The organism is Affinundibacterium macrobrachii, assembly GCF_014652415.1.
GTDB classification, from domain to species: domain Bacteria; phylum Pseudomonadota; class Gammaproteobacteria; order Burkholderiales; family Burkholderiaceae_D; genus Undibacterium; species Undibacterium macrobrachii.
The window spans coordinates 924,057-947,945 of sequence record NZ_BMYT01000001.1 but is presented as its reverse complement, the minus strand read 5'-3'; the positions used below and the strand labels follow the sequence as shown (position 1 = coordinate 947,945).

Sequence of the window (23,889 nt, the reverse complement as noted above, 5' to 3'; positions counted from 1 at the left end):
TTTTCATCAGCAAAAGCATGAAGCGACTTGCACATGGATTTAAAACCCGTTATACTGCAAAGCTGTACAGAATTTTGCGGCGCGGCCATGTGAGTAATTAAATTCACATCTTGAACCCGTCGCGTTGACCACGTTTAGGAAATCTCATGGCAAATACCGCACAAGCACGCAAACGTGCTCGTCAAGCAGTTAAACAAAATGCACACAACTCTAGTCAACGTTCTGCATTGCGCACAGCAATCAAAGCTGTTCGTAAGGCAATCGAAGCGGGTGACAAAGCTGCTGCTGCAGTGATCTTTCAGAACTCAGTTTCTAAGATCGATAGCATTGCTGACAAAAAAATCATTCACAAAAACAAGGCAGCTCGTCATAAGAGCCGTTTAGCTTCTGCTTTGAAAGCATTGGCTTAATTGTTTTGATTTGCACTGATTTATTGGTGCAAAAAATAAGTTAGTTACTTTGTAGTTAGCTTAAAAAAATAAAAAACCGCAATTTTTATTGCGGTTTTTGTCTTTTCTGAAGTATTAAGAACGTATTCTTCTGGAAATTACTCGTTTTCTTTGCATTACTGTTGGTCAGTATCTAATGGTAAGCCGTGAATGTACTGCCCAGCTTTAATATGTCGCTGTTGGTACCAGCCGGCGTTCATTTCTAATGCATAACGTGCTTTGTTTTTTGCGCAGGTGGTTTCCTCGCTATTGGCCTTCATTTCTTCGATGTTAATGATTTTGCCTTGCTCATCAATGAACGCAATTGATAGTGGAATTAAAGTGTTTTTCATCCACATGCAGTAATGGTCTGCATGCGCAAACTGGAACATCATTCCTTGATTTTCACCTAGTGATTCTCTAAACATTAAGCCGCGTTGACGCTCTTCGGCATTGAGCGCCAACTCAGCATCGATTATGTTTGTTGCAATTTGAAATTGCTGACGTTTTAAGCTTGGTTCGGTCGCGATAGCGATGTGTGTGTAAATCGCAGAGCAAGATAAAACCAATACTTTGGTAAGGAAACGATTGGACATGGATAGTTTGAATGCATGGTAAAAATGACTTGCAGTCTGACTACTATTTTTGAAATTCGTTCACTTTATTTGTTTGCTGATGCGACGCTGATGCAATTTTAGGTGGAAATTTCCATCGCTTCGCCAGGTAGCAATGGATGTGTCGCGAGATTGTAATCGCCTATGCCACTACGAATTAGACGTAACGTGGGCAATCCCACCGCAGCGGTCATCCGTCTAACTTGACGATTTTTTCCTTCTGATAAGACGATGCACAGCCAGCTAGTGGGTATATTAGCTCGTTCACGAATGGGCGGTGTGCGTGGCCAAATCCACTCTGGTTCCGCAATTTTGACTGCTTTGCAGGGGAGTGTGATGAAGTCGCCTAAGTCGAGTGGGTTTGCTAGACGGGTCAGTTGCTCGGAGTTCGCATTGCCCTCAACTTGAACTAGGTAGGTTTTGGCTTCTTTCCAGTTAGGGTGGCTAATCTTATGTTGTAGTTTGCCGTCGTCTGTTAATAAAACTAATCCCTCGCTATCGGCATCGAGTCGCCCAGCGGGATAGATGTTTGGGGTTTTGATGTAGTTCGCTAGAGTTGCGCGTGTCGGATGTGGTGAAAATTGACACATTACATCAAACGGTTTGTTAAATAAGATAAGTTTCATTGATCTAATCGGTAAAACGGTAAAAATGCACGCCAAAAGCGGTTTTGCGAGTGTCGCAAAATTATGGCATCAAGTAAAATAGTAGTGCATAATACGAAATGGTGGTCTTCTGTCTTATATAAGAGTTTAAGTTTTGGCGTGTTTGCACCAGAAAAATCTTTTATGTACGACATAGAGACATGTTAACAGTAAAGCGTGATTCTATATTCGCAAAGTGTAGTGTAGCGCTTGATCGCACGTATCTACGGAGAAAACGATGTATCAACATATTAAAGTACCGGCAGAAGGCCAAAAAATTACCGTCAATGCTGACTTCTCATTGAATGTTCCAGAAAATCCAATTATTCCTTACATCGAAGGTGACGGTACTGGCGTTGATATTAGCCCAGTCATGATCAAGGTGGTGGATGCAGCGGTTGCAAAAGCTTACGGCGGCAAACGTAAAATCAGCTGGATGGAAATTTTTGCAGGTGAAAAATCTACGAAAGTGTACGGTCCAGACGTATGGTTGCCAGAAGAAACTTTGTCTGCGCTGAAAGACTACGTTGTTTCCATCAAAGGTCCTTTGACTACACCAGTTGGCGGCGGTATCCGTTCTTTGAACGTGGCTTTGCGCCAAGAGTTAGATTTGTATGTTTGCTTGCGTCCAGTGCGTTATTTCAAAGGCGTGCCATCCCCAGTACGTGAGCCAGAAAAAACCGATATGGTGATCTTCCGTGAAAACTCAGAAGACATCTACGCAGGTGTTGAATTTGCGCAAGGTACAGATCAAGTTAAGAAATTGATTAAATTCTTGCAAGAAGAAATGGGCGTCAAGAAAATCCGCTTCCCAGAAACTTCTGGTATTGGCGTAAAACCCGTTTCTATCGAAGGTACAGAGCGTTTGGTACGTAAAGCGATTCAATACGCAATCGACAATGACAAACCATCCGTGACTATCGTTCACAAAGGTAACATCATGAAGTACACCGAAGGTGGCTTCCGTGATTGGGCATACGCATTGGCACAAAAAGAATTCGGCGCTGAATTGATCGACGGCGGCCCATGGTGCAAATTCAAGAATCCAAAAACAGGTAAAGAAATTATCGTTAAGGATTCCATCGCTGACGCATTCTTGCAGCAAATCTTGTTGCGTCCAGCAGAATACAGCGTTATCGCGACATTGAACTTGAACGGCGATTACATTTCTGACGCTTTGGCTGCACAAGTTGGCGGTATCGGTATTGCTCCAGGTGCAAACTTGTCTGACTCTATCGCGATGTTCGAAGCGACTCACGGTACAGCACCGAAGTATGCAGGTAAAGATTACGTGAACCCTGGTTCATTGATTTTGTCCGCGGAAATGATGTTGCGTCACATGGGCTGGTTTGAAGCTGCTGACTTGTTGATTTCATCTACAGAAAAAGCGATCACTGCGAAGAAAGTAACCTATGACTTCGCCCGTTTGATGGAAGGCGCTACGCAAGTGTCTTGTTCAGGCTTTGGTGATGTAATGATCGAAAACATGTAATTTTTAAGCGTCGTTAAGTCCAATTCTAGGGTACATCGCGTTGTTGCTTGTCCTCGCAATACTTGTGTATTGCTGCGGGAAGCGCCTAGCGCTGCATCCCTATAATTGAATTTTCCGAGGCTTAAAAATGCAGTCGAGTATTAGTAAAAAAAGCCGACCTTGTGTCGGCTTTTTTTGTATTTTGGAGACGGACTTGTGTTGTTAACTCCTTCCCCTTCAAGGGGAAGGTTGGGATGGGGATGGGTTGAAGTTCGGCTCAATTAGACAGTTTGGTGAAACAAATCGCCAGTATTCTTCATTTGAATTAGACCGAGACTTTCATTTTGTTTCGAATACATTTCAAACACCCATAAAAAAACCCGCCGCAGCGGGTTTTTGAAAACATTGCAAAATCGAATTAAGGATTTTGGATGTTAGAAGCTTGCTTGCCTTTTGGGCCTTGTGTTACTTCAAATGACACTTTTTGACCTTCTTTCAAAGTCTTGAAGCCGTTCATTTGGATCGCGGAGAAGTGGGCGAACAAATCCTCACCGCCATCATCAGGAGTGATAAAACCAAAGCCCTTGGAGTCATTGAACCATTTTACGGTACCTGTTGCCATAATACATCTTTCAAATATAAACTAATCACACGAGCCGAAAAAGCAAGAAAACTCTATAAAGCTACCTTTCTTAACCTGCCCACTTCATATTGATAATAAAAACTTAAGTTAGATATCAATAAATATCATTCTTGGCGGAAAAAAAAGTAAAGTCAAGAAAATTAGCTTGTCCTTGTAGCATTGTTGTTTTTTTACTTGAAAAGTGGTGCTCTTGATCTAGCGCTATTGATCTCCATTTAAGCACCAAGAAGAAAATTCTCTTAGAACGAGAGATAGGTCCAAGAATGCTACGAAAGCGTTAAATATTTTGAAGTGTAAGCAAGAATGTCACAAGCGCTTTACAATGAATAGAAGTCGTTTTATTTGTCTGATTTTTGACTTCGACCACGATCAACGTACTAGAATAGACGTATGGGAATAAAGCATGAAAATAGTACGGTACTCGAAAAACAGGCGCAGAAATTAAAACCGCCTTCGATGTATCAGGTGGTGCTTCTGAATGACGATTACACGCCTATGGAGTTTGTAGTCGCGATTATTCAGGAGTACTTTAGTAAAGATAAAGAAACCGCGATGCAGATCATGCTAAAAGTGCATGTTGAAGGACGTGGTGTATGTGGTGTTTATACGAAAGATGTCGCGTTGACTAAAGTTGAGTTAGTGTTAACACACGCTAAGCATGCGGGGCATCCGCTGCAATGTGTGATGGAGGAAGTATGATTGCGCAAGAATTAGAAGTTAGTTTGCATATGGCCTTTGTTGAGGCTAGGCAGGCTCGTTACGAATTTATTACAGTCGAGCATTTGCTTCTCGCGTTATTAGATAACCCATCCGCAGCAGAGGTGATGCGCGCTTGTGCGGTGAATATTGAAGACTTGCGTAAAACCTTGGCAAACTTTATTGCGGACAACACGCCCACAGTACAAGGTACTGGCGAGGTCGATACGCAACCGACTTTGGGCTTCCAGCGCGTCATTCAGCGTGCGATTATGCACGTTCAATCTGCTTCGAATGGCAAGAAAGAGGTAACAGGCGCGAACGTCTTGGTTGCCATCTTCGGTGAAAAAGATTCACACGCTGTTTATTATTTGCATCAACAAGGCGTGACTCGCCTTGATGTGGTGAATTTCATCTCGCATGGTGTGCGCAAAGACAACCACAACGAACCGCAGAAATCGCCTGAAGGTGCTGAAGATGCACAGGCAGATGCGCAGGCAAAAGAAAATCCGCTGGAGCAATTCACGCAGAATTTAAACAAGGCGGCAGCGGAAGGAAAAATTGATCCCTTGATCGGACGTGATAACGAGGTTGAACGTGTCATTCAAATCTTATGCCGTCGTCGCAAAAACAATCCTTTGCTAGTAGGTGAGGCAGGCGTAGGAAAAACAGCGATTGCCGAGGGGTTAGCTTGGCGAATCACACAGAATGATGTTCCTGATATCTTGAGTCAGGCAGTCGTGTACTCACTTGATATGGGCGCGTTGTTGGCTGGTACAAAGTACCGTGGTGACTTTGAGCTGCGCTTGAAGGGTGTTTTGAAGCAGTTAAAAGATGCACCAGATGCCATCCTGTTTATTGACGAAATTCATACCATTATCGGCGCAGGTTCTGCTTCGGGCGGTACGATGGATGCATCCAATTTGCTAAAACCGGCTTTATCAAATGGTCAGTTGAAATGCATCGGTGCGACAACTTATACCGAATATCGAGGCGTATTTGAAAAAGATCATGCACTTGCACGTCGTTTCCAAAAGGTGGATGTCAACGAGCCAACCGTAGAACAAACGGTGCAGATTTTGCGTGGACTCAAATCCAAGTTTGAAGAACATCATAATGTGAAATATTCTGCCGCAGCCTTGACGACAGCAGCGGAGTTATCTGCACGTTTCTTAAATGACCGACATTTGCCAGATAAAGCGATCGATGTGATTGATGAGGCTGGTGCGGCGCAAAGAATTTTGCCCAAGTCGAAGCAAAAGAAAACCATTGGTAAGGCGGATATCGAGGACATTATTTCTAAGATCGCCCGTATTCCACCGCAAACCGTGAATCAAGATGACCGTAGCAAATTGCAGACAATCGATCGCGATTTGAAAAATGTCGTATTCGGTCAAGATCCAGCAATCGACGCTTTAGCTGCTGCAATAAAAATGTCGCGTGCTGGATTAGGTAAGACCGATAAACCAATTGGCTCCTTCTTGTTTTCTGGTCCAACCGGTGTTGGTAAAACCGAAGTGGCAAAACAACTTGCATTTACTTTGGGTATTGAGTTGATCCGTTTCGACATGTCTGAATACATGGAGCGTCATGCGGTTAGTCGTTTAATTGGCGCGCCACCGGGTTATGTGGGTTTTGATCAAGGTGGTTTATTGACTGAAGCGATCACCAAGAAACCGCATGCCGTGTTGTTGTTGGACGAAATAGAAAAAGCACATCCAGACGTATTTAATATCTTGTTGCAGGTGATGGATCACGGTACCTTGACGGATAACAATGGACGTAAAGCAGATTTCCGCAATGTGATAATTATTATGACGACCAATGCGGGCGCAGAAAGTCTGCAAAAAGCATCGATTGGCTTTAATAATAGTAAGCAAGCAGGTGATGAGATGGCGGATATCAAGCGTATGTTTACGCCTGAGTTCCGTAATCGTCTCGATTCAATCATTAGTTTCCGCTCATTGGATGAAGAAATTATTTTACGTGTCGTTGATAAGTTCTTAATGCAATTGGAAGAGCAATTGCACGAGAAGAAAGTCGAAGCAATATTTAGTGAAAGTTTGCGCAAATTCTTGGCGAAAAAAGGATTTGATCCTTTGATGGGCGCTCGTCCAATGGCGCGCCTGATTCAAGACATGATCCGTAAAGCTTTGGCGGATGAGCTTTTGTTTGGACGCCTAGTAAGTGGTGGTCGAGTCAGTGTGGATTTGGATGACAAAGACCAAATCAAGCTCGAATTTCCCGAAGGAGATGTGCCGCCACCTGTCGCATCGCAAGAAGTGGTTGAGATAGACTAAATTTTGCGCAATAATAAATTATGAGATGAAAAACCCAGACTGCGGTCTGGGTTTTTTTTTCGTATCCCAATTGATTGTTATACACATTTGCATTTTGACTTATGTTGGAAATGAAAAATTTCTTACATGTGATTTCAATAAAAGTGGTCTGTACTCGCTTCCTCAAGTATACTGAGCCACATTTTTTCGCCGACCTAAGACCTTGCGTGGCGGGAGTTGATAGAAAATCAGTGCAGGCTTTCAATATTATAAGGACGTATAAAACATGACAAAACGCCTCAACCTTACTAGCTACATTATTTTTGGCTTAATACTTGGTATCGTCGTTGGTTATTTCGTTAACGCGCACATGGCAAAGCCGACTGATTTCGCCGATGCAATGTCCTTAATTACTACCATGTTTTTGCGTTTGATTAAGATGATTATTGCGCCGCTGGTGTTTGCGACACTGGTGGTTGGTATCGCCAAAATGGGTGATGTAAATGAGGTCGGGCGTGTCGGTGGTAAAGCATTAGGCTGGTTCATCATTGCATCTTTGATTTCATTGACCTTAGGTTTAGTGATGGTCAATATCTTCCGCCCAGGTGACGCGATGCATGCGATGTTGCCAGCGAGTGATGCAGTTTCTGGTATTGCCACTAGCAATTTGAGTATGAAGGAATTTATTACGCACTTAATTCCATCATCAATTGTTGACGGTATGGCGAAGAATGAAATTTTGCAAATTGTGGTGTTTTCTATCTTCTTTGGTACTGCGGCCGCAGCCGTTGGTGAACGTAGTAAAGTGGTAATTGAGGCAATTGATGGTGTTGCACACATCATGTTGAAATTGACTGGTTATGTGATGAATTTTGCTCCTATCGCGGTATTTGCTGCGGTTTCTGGTGTGGTTGCTAAGAGTGGATTAGCTGTGTTGGGCACCTATGGTGTCTTTATGGCGGAGTTCTATTTCTCTATCTTGGTATTGTGGTTGGTATTAATTTTCATCGGCTATTTATTCTTAAAAGGTCGTGTCGTTGGTTTGTTGCGTGAATTGCGTATGCCTACAATTTTGGCATTCTCGACCGCATCGTCAGAAGCGGCCTTTCCTAAGACACTAGAAGGATTAGAGCGATTCGGTGTGAAAAATCGTATTGCATCTTTTGTTTTACCGCTTGGTTACTCTTTCAACTTAGATGGCTCAATGATGTATTGCACCTTTGCGACCGTGTTCATTGCACAGGCGTATGGCATCGAATTATCACTGGGTACTCAAATCACGATGATGTTAATTTTGATGTTGACTTCAAAAGGTATGGCTGGCGTACCACGCGCTTCATTAGTCGTTATTGCAGCAACCTTAGCGCAGTTTAATATTCCAGAAGCAGGCTTGTTATTGTTGTTGGGTGTCGATCATTTCTTGGATATGGCACGTTCTGCTACCAATGTGATTGGTAACGGATTGGCAACGGCAGTTGTCGCCAAATGGGAGGGCGAATTGGGGCAGCATGTAGAAGGGGATTTAGCAAATCAAAAGTTACCTGAATAAGGAATTTTTTTAGAACTTGCCTGTCCAATAAACGCTGAATTCTGCTTAAGATTCAGCGTTTTTTTATTGACCATCTTACCCGATGAGGGAAACAACAATGAGAATGAAAAAGAATGGTGTAGTGCTTTTATTAGCAGCTAGTGTCGTTAGTCTCGGTTTCATACCAAGTGCTAATGCACAAGTGACTAAGCCACTTACTATGGAGCAGATTATGGCGCATCCAGATTGGATGGGAATCGCGCCTGAGCGTCCTTATTTTAGTCAAGACGGCAAGCATGTGTATTTTCAGCGCAAGGCATCTGGATCCGAAATTCGTGATTTATATCGCATCAGTGTGAATGGTGGAACGGCGCAAAAATTAGATGCTGCCGACGTGGTTGTCGCTGAGTCCGAACAAAAATTTATAAGCCCGGATCGTCAATCAACAGCATGGTTGCGCAATGGGAATTTGTTTATTTTGAAGGACGGTAAACGCCAACAATTAACGCGTACTGGTGAAACAAGTGGTTTGCTGGGCTTTGTTGGAAATGATCAACTTGCATTTCGCAATGATGGAAAAATTATCCTCATGAATCTGCGAAATGGTGAGCAAGCGATGTTGGTGAACATCAAGAACGATGATGATCCAAGTAGTAAAAAAGAGCCATACGATTACTTGAGTGCACAACAAACTCGCTTGTTCGATATTATTAAAAAACGTGATAGCGATAAAAAGGCTGCCGAAGCGCGTCAGCGTGAATTGGCAATTCAAAGTGCTAGCGCGCCGACGCCAGTTTATTTAGGAAAAGGGCGCGAGTTTCGTAGTTTTAGTTTGTCACCAGATGGGCAATATGTCCTAGTAAGCACCGCTGCGCCACGAAAGGACGGGCGTACCGATAAGATGCCACATTACGTAAGCAGTGATGGCTACGTCAAAATTGAAGATGTTCGTAGCAAAGTGGGCACTGGTGCGGAAAGTGATGAACAAATTTATGTGATCGATGTGCAAGCAAAAAAAGCACATAAGCTGAGTTTGGATCAACTAGCTGGCATAAACGAAGACCCATTGCTCGCTTTGAAAACGGAAGCGGCAAAACGTCTTTCTAAGCCAGCACCGAAAGCAGGCGTGCCAAGAGCGGTTTATATCAATTTCCGTGGTATTCGTTGGAGTCCGATCGGGCAGCAAGTTGCGTTCAGTCTTTTCAGCGCCGACAATAAAGATCGTTGGATTCTGCGCATGAATCTGTCGGGCGAGAACAAGAGTCAATGGCAATTAGCGCACCGTTTAACTGATCAAGCTTGGGTAAATGACGGCAGTTTTAATGAGTTTGGTTGGAGTTCCGATGGAAAAGCTCTGTGGTATTTGTCGGAAGAATCTGGTTATAGTCATTTGTATCTGCAGCGTGATGGTAAAACACTTGCTCTGACAAACGGTCGATTTGAAGTCAACAATGTTCAGCCCACCCATGATGGCAAGTGGTTTTATTACCGCGCTAATCGCAAACATCCGGGAATTCATGAAGTTTATCGCGTCTCCTCTGACGGTAAGCGTGACGAGGCTTTAACCGATATGAATGGTGGCATGGAGTTTGAACTCGCGCCAACCGAAGACAAGTTGTTATTGACGCATTCGACTACGTTACGCCAACCAGATTTGTTTGTGCAAGCTGCAAATCCTGGTGCGAAAGCAATTCGTTTGACGGACTCGACTTCAAAAGAATTTGCACAAATTAATTGGATTAAACCAGAGATCGTTGCGGTTCCGTCTAAACATGGTGCCGCGCCAATTTACTCTCGAGTTTATCGTGATAATAAAACACAGACTGGCGAGCGCAAGCCAGTTGTTATGTTTGTTCATGGCGCGGGTTATTTACAAGCTGCTCATCATGGATGGTCAAATTATTTCCGTGAAATGTTGTTCCACAATTTGTTGGTGCAACAAGGATATGTTGTTATCGATATGGATTTCCGTGCCTCGGCAGGCTATGGCCGCGACTGGCGCACCGCGATTTATCAACGCATGGGCACGCCAGAGTTAGAAGACTACGAAGATGGCATTGATTGGTTGGTAGATAATGCCAATGCAGACCGTAATCGTGTTGGTATTTATGGTGGCTCCTACGGCGGCTTTATGGCGTTTATGGCGCTATTTAAATCGGAAAAATTTGCGGCAGGTGCGGCGTTGCGACCAGTCGCTGATTGGGCGCATTACAACCACGGTTATACCTCGAATATTTTGAATACGCCAGACGTTGATCCTGATGCTTATGCACGTAGCTCACCGATAGAATTCGCAGCTGGATTAAAGCGTCCACTGTTAATTTGTTCTGGTATCTTGGACGACAATGTATTTTTCCAAGACAGCGTTCGCATGGTGCAAAAGCTGATAGAACTGAGAAATCCAAACTTCGAATTAGCTGTTTATCCAATTGAGCCGCACGGTTTCCGTGAGCCAGAAAGTTGGTTGGATGAATACCGTCGTATCTTCAAATTGATGGAGAGAGAAGTGAAGGGGCGGCAGTAGAGTTTAAGATGAATTAAAAAAGCCACCGTGAAAAAATCACGGTGGCTTTTTTTATGTCAGTGTTGACGACTTATATTTAGTAACTGATTTAATTATCTCAGTGCCACTTTTTGGCTTAACTTGCCGCCTTTGATACTGTCATAATTAACGACGATATCACCTCCGCTACTTTCCACTAAAAAGTACAGCGTTGTATTGCCAAACCCTTGCACGCCATTGACCATCAAGCGTTCAGGACGGTGTTCTTGCAGATCAATTTGGTTGGTGTAAGGATTGCGTACGATGCCACTTGCTAGCACTTTGCCGCCATTGACCGTAGCTAGATCCACGCGATGCAATTTGTTCGCGATGACGATATTGCTGACACTTGGAATCGCTCGCTCATTGATCAACGGTAATTCTACCCGCCATAAATTACGTCCTTCTTTCTTGACTGTCGGTTCTAAGAATCGTAGCTTAGGTACGTGCATCGCATTGAGTAAAACGAAAGCCGCGTTGCGGTGCGTTTCTTCTTCTAGCATCCAGCCTTCTGGCATGCGTCCGGTGTTTTGACGCCAACCGCCGACTTCAACTTTGCCATATTGTGGATGTTCAGCGTCTTTGAATGGAATGAATTGACGTCCAAATGTGAGCATGTCATTCCATTTCATTTGATCATAGCCTTTTGGCTCGTTCGATGGTGGACGTACAGGATCGCCGACTTTTGGTGCCGGGTCAAAACGCACGATGTTAGCATCGTCCATTACGCGACCGAATAATTCCGGGACAAATCCAAATGCACCGACAATGCCATAGAAGTGATCGGTCGTACTGCCATAAGCGGTGTATAAATCACGCCAAGTAATCATGTAGCGATAGCCGGGCATCATTTTTTCGCCCTCACGACCTAGAAAATCGAAAGTGCGATTATCAGCAGCATTCACGGGAGTTTGGGTTGGAGAACCTGGCCCACGTAAAATCATGCGACCAGAATTATGGAAGCTGATGACGCTGGATACTTCTAAGTGATCGAGAGCCCAATTTGCAATGCTTCGTGTCTCTGGAATTTGTAAAGGGTAATCGGTTGCGCCATTTTGAATATAGCGTGGTGCCCAGTCATAGCCCCAGGTACGATTTGGATCGGCGTAGCCTACGCTATCTTCACCCATCATGCCGTCGCCATCTTGGTCTATGCCTTCTTGCCCAAGTAGCAGGTAGTCACCTAGTTCACCTGGTTCTAGTGGCAGTAACACGCGAGGATCTTTAGGATCTAATTTACGGTTGCCCAAGCCCATTTGCACTTTCTTGCGCATAGTGGTGATCACACCGTCTTTATTAATATCGACCGGACCATCTTCATCTATTTTGCCGTCCCGGTCATCGTCGAAAGGCCATGGTGATGAGCGTGGATAACTGGCAGTCGACGGCTCGTCAAACCATTTTGCACGACTATCTGGACTTACGGAGGGTACAAAGTAAAGCGTGGACCGATCGACAGTTTCAGTAATTTTTTCTAACTTGCCGTAGTTCTTCAAAATATAGTCGATTGTGTAAAGCACGGTGTCAGCTGCTTGCGCTTCATTTGCATGAATCGCGCCATCGACGTAAGTAGCTGGTTTGTCGCCAGCTTTACCGGTTTTTTCATTGTTGATGGTTAACATCCACATATCGGTGCCAGCGGCAGTTTTGCCGATACTTTTTAGTGTGACTAAGTTTGGATATGCGGCCGCATAGCCCTTCATGTATTCGACAATTTCTTTGTTGTGATGAACACGATTGAAATGCGGTTGCGGCGGCTTTACCGTATCCGCAAAGCTAGAGTGACACATGAATAAAGCGAGGCTGATGGCAGACAATTGAAATTGCATTTTGTTTGATAGTTTGGTCTTCATCTCAGTTTGCCTTTCCCAAAGTAATTGTCGTCAATGCTTGTCCTGCTTGACTCGTCCACAAGCCAATGTCTACGGTGCTGCCTTTACTACCTTTGACCAACCATTCACCCTTGATCGTGGTTGCTGGTTCCAAACGTTCGACGGTGGCTGCGCGGTTCAGCGTTAAGGCAGTGACACCTTGACCTGGACGCATTTCTAATCGAACTGGAAGTTTATTACGCATCCGAGTGGCTAATTTGCTGTGTGTAGGTAGTTCGCCTTGAACGCCGCCGACTGCACTAATTTTCCATACATCGTTTCCTTGTGCGACGACTTTGGTTTCGAGAATTTCTAGTTGTGCTAACTTACTACCCCATTCAAGAATTTGGCTGGTATGTACCTTTAATGCTGGCTCTAAAACTTTGGCCGTCGGCGCATATTCTGCGTATGGCGCAACTCCACCGACTTCTACTTCTGTACCATTTGGTAATTTGACTGCTTTCCATGCAATGATGGATTCAGGTGCATTGCTAGCGAGATAGTTGAGCAGATCTTTTTCACTGTCTGGTTTGCCTGTTGCAGCTGGATTTGCGTTAGGGCGAGTAGCTGGGTTTGCTCCACTGTTTGTGTTTTCTGGTGTTGCTGGTTTGGTGCTTGGTGCTCCCCAAACATCAAGTTCGATCGTTTGCACGCCATAGTGGAAATACAGCCAATTTGCGAGGCTTCCTTTGCCAGTCTGCTTCGCACTACGCTTACTATCTAAGCCTGCTTGTTCTAAGGATTTTTTATATCCTTCACTGAGGCTTGCTAACGTCTTCAAATCGTCTGCTTCGATTTTATTCGCTTCTGCTGCTGGTGTTGCTCCTGGTGGTGTGATGCGCTCAAAACCTGTTGGGGCTGATAGCAATTGGTTTGCTGGACCAAATACCACCGCCATCGCGATATTTTTGTGTGCCAATACAGCGTCCATGATGGATTTGCTTTCTGATAAAACGCCTGGCCATGAACCCGCGCTGGTATCCGCGACTGGAAAGCCCGCAGGGAAGTTGCGGTCTGGATGAATTCCACCTATGCCATCCTCATTGTAGATGCCATCTTTGTCGTCATCTTTGCCTTCAATATAAACGCGATGTGTACCGCGTTCTCCTTTGCTGGTATCAGCCTTAATCATGCGTCGAGGATCTTTAGGGTCAATCATCATGTCGCCACTTGGATCTTTGATGCGCATTTGCGTGATGATGCCATTACCGTCTAAATCATCTGCACCATCCTCTGCAATTAAACCATCGAGATCACGGTCGAGTTTGCCATCGACACCGGCACGTAATTGGCGAGGTGTGGCGAACAGTGCATTGTGCGCATCTGGATTCAAAACAGGCGCGACGTAAATAGTGCGATTAGCCAACAAGTCTTCTACTTTTTTTTCTTTTGACGTGGCCAAAGTCTCGATTAAATGCATAGCGGCTTCAGAACCAGCATGATGAAAGCCAGCGATATTTGCACCAACAAATAGTGCAGGGCGTTTGTTGGGATTGACCTTGCCGGCTCCCGCAATTTGTACAAAATACAGTGCATCACCGCCTGAGCTTTTGCCTATTACTTGTACTTTGATGCGATCCGGATGTTTTTGAGCAAAGGCTTGAATTTGTTTTTCTATGGTTTCGAAATTGCGGTAATCTGGATTTGCCGCGGTGGCTGTTAATGTCGCCAATCCAAGACTAAGTCCTATACCAAGTTGTAACGCTGTTTTTTTAAAAGGTCTTACCATGTCATCCTCCGTTGGAAATGTGGGCTTTTGACTATCTTGATTTATATTTAGTTCAAACGCTGACACTTACGATGTTTTAAATTTTGAATTTTTTAGTTGTACGGTTTCTTGCTTGTGGAACTTAACTAAGTCATTTATGCTCTAAATATATTAATTAAAGCTAATACATTTCTATTGCAGCATAAGCGTTATGCGCTCTGAGTGCTGATATCGTTTGTTTGCTTAGCTTGTTATTCTCATTGATGATTTCCGTTTGACGCCGATTTGATTCTTACTTAATTCCTAACTATGAAACTTTCTACTTTATCTTTTGCACTGACTTTAGCGTTTAGTGGTCTCGCGCAAGCGCAATCTCAAGCGCAGGCGACTTTGCCGGCATCTTCTGAGCCGACCGCATTTACCATGAGTTCAGGAACGGAACGTACCCCAGAACAATTGGCGATGCTGTTTGAGAACGCTGATTTGAGTTTGAAGCTTGATCCACAAACACGCAGTGTCAGTGGTAATGCGGTGTTGAGCTTTAAAGCTAATGCAGAATTAAAACGTCTGGTGTTAGAGCTCGACAAAAATCTGAGGATCGAGTCAGTGAGTGTGAATGGTAAAGCCTTAGCAAACGAAGCGATTAGTAATCTAGAAGGACGTTTGTTTTTAAATCTTAGCCAACCTCTGCAGAAAGGTGAAATTGCTGAGGTAAGTATTCGTTATCAAGGTGTGCCACGTATCGCCAAGCGTGCTCCTTGGGATGGCGGCTTTGTTTGGAGTCAAACTGCGAGCGGCGCACCTTGGATTGCTTCAGCGGTACAAGGCGAGGGCTGCGATTTGTTTTGGCCTTGTATTGACCACCCGATGGGAAAACCTAAATTGATGCGCTTACACATTACTGTTCCATCGCCATTGGTGGTTGCTGGTAACGGTATTGCGCAGGGGGTGGACGAAAAAGACGGTTGGCGCACCTACCACTGGCAAATTAAGCATCCAAGTACTTATGGAATCGCGATGAACGTGGGACCGTATGAACTACTTGAAGATAGTTACCAAAGTCGCTTTGGCAATCGAATCGCTTTAAAGATGTGGCATTTGCCTGGTAATCAAGAAAAAGCCAAAGATCTGATGAGCGAATTTGCGCCAATGTTAGATTTCTTTGAAAGCAAATTCGGTCCATATCCTTTTGGCGATGAAAAGATGGGTGTGGTCGAAACACCGCATCTTGGAATGGAACATCAGACGATCAATGCGTATGGCAATGAGTATAAAAAGTCGCCGCATGGATATGATTGGTTATTGCATCATGAGTTTGCGCACGAATGGTTTGGCAATCAAATGACCAACCAGAATTGGGATGATTTTTGGTTGCATGAAGGTTTTGCCTCATATATGCAACCTTTGTATTTGCAATATTTACGTGGCGAGCGTGATTATCAGGTCGGAATGCATGAGCAGCGTTTGCGCATTGTAAATAAATTTCCGATGGTAACTGGTCGTTCCATGAGTGAAAAAGAGGTTGCGAACGGTCCGGGCAATGACGTGTATTTTAAAGGTTCGCATATCTTGCACACCTTACGCGGACAAATTGGTGACGACGCATTTTTTAAAGCAGTACGCTTATTGATTTATGGTCGCAATGACCCCAAACCTGGGAATTTTTCACCGCGTTACAGAACGACCAAAGAGTTTATTCAGATCGTGAACCAGATAACCAAGAAAGAATGGAATTGGTTTTTCAAAGGCTATTTGATGCATGCGGCATTGCCAGAACTTTTGTCCAAGCGCGATGGAAATGCGTTGAAGCTAGAATGGAAATTGTCCGATGGTAGTGAGTTTCCTTTACCAGTTGAAGTCAGCGTCAATAATAAAATCGTGCGTGTTGCGATGGAAAAGGGAAAGGGGCAAATACAACTACCCGTACACGCCACTTTCACGATTGATCCTGCCGCAAAGCTGTTGAGACATGAACCGCAAATCGAAGCTTGGATTGCCGATGTGCAGGCGAAGGCGCGTTTGGCGAGGGCGATAAAGTAGCTGAGTAGCTAAGTAGCTAAGTAGGCAAATAGGTAAGTAAGTATCTTGGCTATTCTTGCTGGCAAAAGACAGTAAATGGGTGAATAAGAAAATTATTCACCCATTTTTTTATATCGCTTACCGGTAGTTTGACTGCTATCGCCCGAAGTCGACCTCTGGTCGGAGATTGAGCGGTATTGGTGTTTGTTTAAGATATACTTACGCCTTTGATTTTTTATAATACTCGACATATTTGATCGATCATTTCAAAGCTAAAGGACGCCGATAATGAAATACCCACACTTCTCGATGATTGCCGCTTCACTTGCAGTTGGTTTGACTGTGACAGAGTATGCGCAGGCGCAAAGCATACAAAAAGGAGCGATTGAGAAATGTAGCAAAAATTTAGGGACCTTAGCGGTGGTGGAACCGCAGAGTCATATGTTGGCCTCACTCTCTACTTATAAACTTGGCTCACCATCGACGATGCTGCGTATGATCGTTGAGGAGTCAGGATGCTTCACCGTGGTGGAGCGTGGCGTGGCGATGCAAAATATTCGTCAAGAACGCGAGTTAGCTTCTGCGGGTCAATTGCAGCAAGGTTCGAATGTTGGTGGTGGACAATTACAAGCGGCGGATTTTGTGATGACGCCATCAGTACAGTTTGCTAGTGATACGGGCGGTGTTGGCGGTGCAGTAGGTGGATTGCTCGGACGATTTGGTGGCGCACTTGGCGCTTTAGGTGGTTTAGCAGGTGGCGTGAAATTTAAAGAAGCAGAAACCACACTGTTATTGGCGGATGTACGTTCAGGTATTCAAGTGGCGAGCGCCGAAGGCCAAGCAAGTAAGATGGATTTTAGTTTAGGTGGTTGGGGCTGGGGCGGCTTTGGATGGGCGAGTGCGGGTGGTTATAGCAAAACGCCAGAAGGAAAGTTGATTGCAGCTAGTTTGCTTGATAATTACAACAAGATCGTACAAACCGTTAGAAACAAAGACCAATTGATTCAAGCTACTTCCCAAGCCTCGAAAAATAACGCGGCGAATTCGATTCAAGCAACACCGCCTTCACAAGTGGCAGCGCAGCAGTATGCACAACCTGCAGCTCCTGCTCCGACCGTGCAGCCTTCAGCTAGTGCTTCCACCCCAGGTTTGGTTGGCATGTATAGCGTCAAATTCGCTGGCGATGATGAAGGTAGCGTCAACGTAATGATCAACAAGAATGGCAGCGTCACAGGGATGGGCAAGTCAACCAAGTACAACTTTAACTTTAATGTTACTGGTACGGTCAGCGCTGATGGCGAGATGCATTTGGCTGGAAGTGGCAAAGCAGGGAACGCCAAGTTTATGGGTAACGTTGATTTAAAAACAGGTGCAGTGGTCGGTATGTGGCAGTTTGATGGTGATCATGCAGGTCAAGGCACGTTTAATGGTCATAAACTGTAATAGCGCTATAAATTATTACGGAGTGTTTGTTGGTCTTTGTAGCTATATCGTTAGCACTGGATAGCACTTTTAGTACTAATAAGTTCTTCTAACTGAAAAACAGCCGAACAGATAACAAGTTCGGCTGTTTTTTTGTCTAATTTGCAGATATTACTTACGCAGACGCAAATCTTGGAGCAAGGACGATTTTGTAGCTTAAATTCAACGTTTTCTTATTGATAAGTTAGCGGAATAGAGGCCCGATCCAATTACTGATACAAAAGTGATTGACACTCGCTTTTTCAACTTGGATACTCAATTTGTTTCCATCGAGAATCTCTCGTTGGTGTGACTTAAATTGGGAAACATCCGGTGTGAAGAAAGTCCATTTAAAGCTATTTCTACCATTGGCAATTGGTGTATTGGTGTTGTTGCCAGCACTACTGATCACTTGGTTTGGCTACCGTGCAGCGCAACAGGCGACTTTGGATGCGGCCAAAGCGGTCATGATACAAGCGGGTTTGCGCGCTAGCGATGCAGCTGATGCCGATTTAGCTGAGCCCACACGTCTTTTTAATTATTTTTCTCAGTTTGGAGGCGCAGAAAAAGGGCAACCTGACCCGCAAAATTTCATCAGCCTTGATCGATTTGAAGAAGTTGCTTGGGGTGCGATGCACAGCACGCGCTTAGTGAAATTTATTGCTTATGCACCGATCGCCGGAGGTTATCGTGCGATTAATGTTTATGATGAAGAGGCTGCACCAGAAATTTTGGTACAAGAAAAAGATACTGATTTACGTCAGCGTTTTCGTAGCCACTATCCCTTAGATCGACGCGATCTGTTACACACAGAGGATCAAGTTTATGTTCCTAGTGCGCGCCCCTGGTTTAGCTCGGCGATGGCAGCTGCAGATAGAACTGGACAAGGTTTAGATAGACGTGCTTGGACCGATGTTTATCAGTCTTTTTCTGGCAAACAATTACAAGTTGCGCATTCCACTGTTGTACGCAATAAGAAAAAAGAAGTCATCGGCGTGCTCGCATTGGATGTGTCATTCAAATTATTAGGTACTTCGTTACGTAATCTTGAAGTGAGTCCTAATGCGTTGGCATTTATTGTTGATAAGCGAGGTCAAGTCATTGCAACTTCGCATGAGAACAACTTATTGGAAGTGAACGGTGTCGCGAATACCGATTTGAATTCGACAGTGATTCGTGCTGCATTAAAAAAATTACCCGAACGCACAACAATTCTTGGACGCAATGGTGCAGATAAGAACTCTGCGAAAGTCGCGGCGCCCTGTTTGCAAACCGGAGTCTGTGAGAGCTTTCAATTTAATTTAAACGACAAGCAGTATCTTGCGCATGCATTGGTTTTGAATCAGGGTGGAAGTGTTACTTCAAATGCGCTGCTGAAGCACCAGCAAGAAGATGTGAATTTTCCAGATTGGCGCTTGGTGATCGCTGCACCAGTTGATGATTTCAACTATGTGATTAAGCAGCGAGCGCAAAGAACATTGATGATTGCGTTGGCGTTGGCAGTACTTGCATCTATTTTGGGTATCTTGTTTGCGAGTCGTTTAAATAAAACGATCTCAGCGATTGCTGGCGCAGCGCTGAAGCTCGGTCGTACTGGACAGCTCGATAGCGAGCAGATACAGACGAATTTTGTTGAATTTCAACAAATTAGTGATGAATTAAGGCATGCTTCGGATGCGTTGCAACAGTCACGCGATTCTTTGCTGTTACAAAACGCCGAGTTGGAGCAACGTGTGCGTGAGAGAACGATCGATCTTGAACATCAGACCGAACAAGCTTTACAAGCAGCGAGCGCGAAAGCAGCATTTTTGGCCACCATGAGTCACGAAATAAGAACACCAATGAATGGTGTCATCGGCATGGCTGATTTGTTAGCAAGCACTTCGCTGACCAGTGAGCAACAAGATTACGTCAACACCATGCGAACCTCAGGAAACGCCTTATTGACGATTATTAACGATATTTTAGATTTCTCCAAAATCGAATCGGGCAAAATGACCTTAGAGTGCGAGCCATTTTCTTTGCAGCAGATGATAGAAGATTGTCTCGCTTTGCTCGCCAATACTGCAAATCAAAAGCAGCTCGAATTGCTGTATGAGTTTGATCCGGATGTCCCTAAGTTTATCTTGGGCGATATCACGCGCGTGCGCCAGATTGTTCTCAATTTATTGAGTAATGCAGTGAAATTCACTGATAGCGGCGAAGTCACTGTGCAAGTGAGCAAGGCAGTCGCTGATCCAGCAAAGACAGACTTGTGGGAGATTCATGTAAAGGACACCGGTATTGGTATCCCGGCTGATCGAATCGATCATTTATTTACTGCTTTTACCCAAATCGATGCGGCAACCACGCGTAAGTACGGGGGCACGGGACTAGGTTTGGCAATTAGTCGTCGCTTGGCCGAATTGATGGGCGGCGGAATCCGCTTACAAAGCGAAGAAGGAAAAGGTAGTGTTTTCACAGTGCAGTTACAAGCAGAAGCGTTCTTTGATGAAGCGACGGTGAATCCAAATACCAGTGATATGGCTGCGCGTGAGCAATTGAAATCAGTAATTGGTAAAAGAGTGCTATTGATAGACCAAAGTGCGACTAGCAGCCGCATCATGCGTCAACGATTGCTTGATTATCAAATGGATGTGATAGTCGTTTCTGACGCAACGCAGATAACTTCCCATTTAAAAGCGGCAGCGCTGAACTTGGACTTGATTGTGATTGATGTAGAACATAGTCCAATGACACTTCCAGAATTACATCAACTAATGCAAAGTTCAGATAAGTTGGTGCAAGTTCCTGTGTTGGCTTTGACGATGCAAGCTGATTTGCATGTTAACTACAAACTCAACTTAGGTGCAGCTGATCCAGCTTGCTTACTAAAACCTGTGCGTGAATCGCATTTGACTGAAGCCTTGTTGCAGTTACTGTTTGTGTCAAAGCAAATGGGCAAATTAAAACATGAGCAAGAACAAGAGCGACGTCAGGGGATTCCTAGTTTGGGTAATCGCTTCCCGCTGCGTATGTTGGTGGTCGACGATAATCCGACCAATCGCAAAGTGGCCGGCATGATGTTGGAGCGCTTAGGTTATCAGACAAGTAGTGCGGTCGATGGTCGTGATGCCGTCGATCAAATATTGGCGGCTGATGCGAAAAAGCAAAGGTTTGACGTGGTATGGATGGATTTACACATGCCGATTTTAGATGGTCTAGAAAGTACTAAGATCGTGCGCTGTGCGCAAATTCAGCAACCGCAAATCATCGCCGTTACCGCTGCAGCGATGCATGGCGATAAAGAGATTTGCTTGCAAGCAGGAATGAATGATTATGTGAGCAAACCGCTGGAGAATGCGGAGTTGCAAGCAGCTTTAGAGCGGTTCTTACGCGCCAAAGGATTTGAAGTTCGGCGTAATAGCGAAACAGAATCAGGTGCTTCCTTGCCCGCTGCCTCAGATTCCTCAGATGCTTCAGCAGAACCACTAAGGTATTTTGATCCAAATCGTTTTATGGCTTTTTGCGAGGGCAATCCTGCCTATCGCAGTACTTTTATAGGCTTGATTCAAAATATGCTGAAAAGAGGGCCAGAACAATTCGATTCTGCATGGAAGGCTTGGGATGAGCGTAGGGTTGAAGATGCTGCACGTGTGTTTCATACCATGCGCGGATCGATGGGGACCTTGGGCGCTGGCGTTTTTGTCGAAGCCTCGCGGCAAATTGAATCAGCCATTTTGGCCGAGCAAGAGGTAGAGGTTGAAAGCTTATTTGTAGAAATGCAAGCTATATTGGAAACGACGCTGCAGGAAGCGCAAGCGTGGTTAAATCAACAAGCAGAATCTTAACTATCTCGCCCAAAACAAGCGTGGCATCAGGCTTTTCGTTATAATCCACCCCTTTCTTTTGTTCGCATGTTTGCCTACATGTGGGTGTTGCCATGACCTTACGTATTAATGAAATCGAATTACTCTCACCAGCAAAGACTGTCGAAATCGGTCGAGAGGCAATATTACATGGTGCAGATGCGGTTTATATCGGCGGCCCTTCCTTCGGTGCGCGTCACAATGCAAGTAATGAGATTAGCGATATTGCGAAATTGGTCGAATTTGCGCATCGCTATCATGCGAGAATTTTCGTCACACTCAACACGATTTTGCACGACAGCGAGTTAGAACCAGCGCAAAAATTGATCGGGCAATTCTATGATGCTGGCGTCGATGCCTTGATCGTACAAGACATGGGCGTGATGGAATTGGATATTCCACCGATTCAAATTCATGCGAGTACGCAATGTGATATTCGCACACCAGCCAAAGCGCATTTTCTGGGGGCTTCTGGTTTTTCACAATTGGTGCTGGCGCGTGAATTAACGATAGCGCAGATTAAGGCGATCAAGGCACAGACCAACACGCCACTTGAATATTTTGTGCATGGCGCTTTGTGTGTTGCTTACTCAGGTCAATGCTATATCTCACATGCAAAAGATGGTCGTAGTGCGAATCGTGGTGACTGTTCGCAAGCTTGTCGCTTGCCTTACACCTTAACCGATAGCGAAGGTCGTGTAGTGGCTTACGATAAGCATTTGTTATCGATGAAGGATAACGATCAGAGTGCGAATCTAGAAGCATTATTGGATGCCGGTATTCAATCCTTAAAGATTGAAGGACGCTATAAAGATATGGGCTACGTGAAAAATATTACAGCTCATTATCGCTTGTTATTAGATGAAATATTGGAGCGTCGCCCTGAGTTTTATCGGGCCTCCAGTGGACGCACGCAGATCGCATTTACGCCCAATGTTGATAAGACCTTTCATCGTGGCCATACCGATTATTTTGCGAATGGCCGCTTGGATAATATTGGTGCATTTGATTCTCCGAAGTTTGTCGGATTACACATAGGCTATGTCACGCGATTAGGGCCAGATTGGTTTGAATTAGAAACCAATGAAGATTTAGCCAATGGCGATGGATTAAATTACATGCATAAACGCGAGGTTGTCGGCGTTCATGCAAACACCGTAGAAAAGAAACAAACCAACGAGAATGGCACTATTTGGCGCGTCTATCCAAATGAGAAAATGGCAGAATTTGCGAGCCTAAAAGTTGGCATGTCGGTACAACGAAACCGCGATCAACAATGGGAAATGGCCTTGACCAAAAAGTCATCAGATCGCAAAGTCGGTTTATGGATGACCTTGAGTGACAATGAGCATGGCTTAGTGTTGAGTTTGTCTGATGCTGACGGTGTCACCAGCAGTGCTTCGGTCGCTATCAAATTAGAAGCCGCACAGCAAGCGGAAAAGGTGGATGCCAGCTTGCGTGAAAACCTCGCGAAGTTGGGTGCTTCGATGTTTTACCTAGAACAATTGAATGTGCATTTGAGTCAGCCGTGGTTTGTTCCGACTTCAGTAATCAATGCATTGCGACGCGACGCTGTCAGTGCGCATGAACAAATGCGCGTTCATGCATGGCAACGGCCATTACGCGCGGAGGCTGAGGAGCCGCCAGTTGCATATCCAGAGACAACACTAACTTACTTGGCCAACGTCTATAACCAGAAAGCCAGCCAATTCTATAAAAAGCATGGCGTACAATTGATTGCGGCAGCTTATGAAGCGCACCAAGAAGCGGGTGAAGTGCCGGTCATGATTACCAAGCATTGTTTGCGGTTCTCTTTCAACTTATGCCCTAAGCAAGCGAAGGGTGTGACGGGGGTACAAGGGCAAGTAAAAGCAGAACCCATGACTTTGATTAATGGCGATGAAAAAATCACTTTGCGTTTTGATTGCAAACCGTGCGAAATGCATGTGATGGGAACGATGAAACCACACATCTTAAAATCGCCACCACCTTCAACGGTGCTGAGTCCTGTGGTTTTTCATAAATCTAGGCCGACAAAGTAAGTCTAGACGACTATTAATAAGTCCCAATAATAAGTTCTAACATTAAGTCTTAATAATAAGTCCCAATAAAAAATGGTGTGAAGAAAATACATTCT

At 44.6% G+C, this 23,889-nt stretch carries 15 protein-coding genes; 10 read left to right on the top strand and 5 right to left on the bottom strand.

Annotated elements, in window-relative coordinates; all coding sequences use genetic code 11:
* Nucleotides 1-146: 146 nt before the first annotated feature.
* Nucleotides 147-410, top strand: a complete 264-nt coding sequence (gene rpsT / locus IE103_RS04225) for a 30S ribosomal protein S20 (protein WP_189344715.1) — start codon at nucleotides 147-149, stop codon at nucleotides 408-410.
* 155 nt (nucleotides 411-565) lie between these two features.
* Here the strand turns inward: rpsT and IE103_RS04220 are convergent, their stop codons facing one another.
* Nucleotides 566-1,024 (bottom strand): DUF192 domain-containing protein, encoded by a 459-nt coding sequence (locus IE103_RS04220; RefSeq protein WP_189344714.1) that lies wholly within the window; start codon nucleotides 1,022-1,024, stop codon nucleotides 566-568.
* A 98-nt stretch (nucleotides 1,025-1,122) separates the two neighbouring features.
* On the bottom strand, nucleotides 1,123-1,668 hold the full coding sequence (locus IE103_RS04215; RefSeq protein ID WP_189344713.1) for a pseudouridine synthase: 546 nt from the start codon (nucleotides 1,666-1,668) through the stop codon (nucleotides 1,123-1,125).
* Between the two features lie 256 nt (nucleotides 1,669-1,924).
* Between IE103_RS04215 and icd the strand changes: the two genes are divergently transcribed.
* A complete protein-coding gene (icd, locus tag IE103_RS04210; RefSeq protein ID WP_189344712.1) occupies nucleotides 1,925-3,178 on the top strand; it encodes an NADP-dependent isocitrate dehydrogenase in 1,254 nt (417 codons plus the stop codon).
* A gap of 397 nt (nucleotides 3,179-3,575) precedes the next feature.
* On the opposite strand, the gene IE103_RS04205 is transcribed toward icd, so the two are convergent.
* Entirely contained in the window at nucleotides 3,576-3,779 is a 204-nt protein-coding gene (locus IE103_RS04205) for a cold-shock protein (protein ID WP_110257373.1), read from the bottom strand.
* A 411-nt stretch (nucleotides 3,780-4,190) separates the two neighbouring features.
* On the opposite strand from IE103_RS04205, the gene clpS reads away from it, so the two are divergent.
* The 4 genes from clpS (at nucleotide 4,191) to IE103_RS04185 (ending at nucleotide 10,827) form a co-directional block, all read left to right on the top strand.
* On the top strand, nucleotides 4,191-4,499 hold the full coding sequence (gene clpS, locus IE103_RS04200) for an ATP-dependent Clp protease adapter ClpS (protein ID WP_189344711.1): 309 nt from the start codon (nucleotides 4,191-4,193) through the stop codon (nucleotides 4,497-4,499).
* Nucleotides 4,496-6,796, top strand: coding sequence for an ATP-dependent Clp protease ATP-binding subunit ClpA (clpA, locus tag IE103_RS04195; RefSeq protein WP_189344710.1), 2,301 nt, complete (start codon nucleotides 4,496-4,498; stop codon nucleotides 6,794-6,796). Before clpS ends, clpA begins: the two co-directional genes overlap by 4 nt.
* 265 nt (nucleotides 6,797-7,061) lie before the next feature.
* The gene (locus IE103_RS04190) at nucleotides 7,062-8,324 is read left to right on the top strand and encodes a dicarboxylate/amino acid:cation symporter (RefSeq protein WP_189344709.1); all 1,263 of its coding nucleotides are present in this window, start codon (nucleotides 7,062-7,064) and stop codon (nucleotides 8,322-8,324) included.
* 97 nt (nucleotides 8,325-8,421) lie between these two features.
* Nucleotides 8,422-10,827 carry a S9 family peptidase gene (locus IE103_RS04185; RefSeq protein ID WP_189344708.1) on the top strand — a complete coding sequence of 802 codons (2,406 nt, stop codon included), beginning with the start codon at nucleotides 8,422-8,424 and terminating at the stop codon, nucleotides 10,825-10,827.
* Between the two features lie 92 nt (nucleotides 10,828-10,919).
* Here the strand turns inward: IE103_RS04185 and IE103_RS04180 are convergent, their stop codons facing one another.
* Both IE103_RS04180 and IE103_RS04175 read right to left on the bottom strand, forming a co-directional pair.
* Nucleotides 10,920-12,698 carry a M14 family metallopeptidase gene (locus IE103_RS04180; RefSeq protein ID WP_189344707.1) on the bottom strand — a complete coding sequence of 593 codons (1,779 nt, stop codon included), beginning with the start codon at nucleotides 12,696-12,698 and terminating at the stop codon, nucleotides 10,920-10,922.
* 1 nt (nucleotide 12,699) lies between these two features.
* Complete coding sequence (locus IE103_RS04175) at nucleotides 12,700-14,445, bottom strand: M14 family metallopeptidase (protein ID WP_189344706.1); 1,746 nt, start codon at nucleotides 14,443-14,445, stop codon at nucleotides 12,700-12,702.
* Between the two features lie 288 nt (nucleotides 14,446-14,733).
* Here IE103_RS04175 and IE103_RS04170 point away from each other — a divergent pair, with 288 nt between their 5' ends.
* From IE103_RS04170 to IE103_RS04155, 4 genes are all read left to right on the top strand, one after another.
* Nucleotides 14,734-16,464: a M1 family metallopeptidase gene (locus tag IE103_RS04170; RefSeq protein ID WP_189344705.1), complete on the top strand. Its 1,731-nt coding sequence runs from the start codon at nucleotides 14,734-14,736 to the stop codon at nucleotides 16,462-16,464.
* Between the two features lie 267 nt (nucleotides 16,465-16,731).
* Entirely contained in the window at nucleotides 16,732-17,886 is a 1,155-nt protein-coding gene (locus IE103_RS04165) for a CsgG/HfaB family protein (protein WP_229827057.1), read from the top strand.
* A gap of 266 nt (nucleotides 17,887-18,152) precedes the next feature.
* Complete coding sequence (locus IE103_RS04160; protein ID WP_189344704.1) at nucleotides 18,153-21,734, top strand: ATP-binding protein; 3,582 nt, start codon at nucleotides 18,153-18,155, stop codon at nucleotides 21,732-21,734.
* A 92-nt stretch (nucleotides 21,735-21,826) separates the two neighbouring features.
* On the top strand, nucleotides 21,827-23,794 hold the full coding sequence (locus IE103_RS04155) for a peptidase U32 family protein (protein WP_189344703.1): 1,968 nt from the start codon (nucleotides 21,827-21,829) through the stop codon (nucleotides 23,792-23,794).
* The last annotated feature ends 95 nt before the right edge of the window (nucleotides 23,795-23,889 follow it).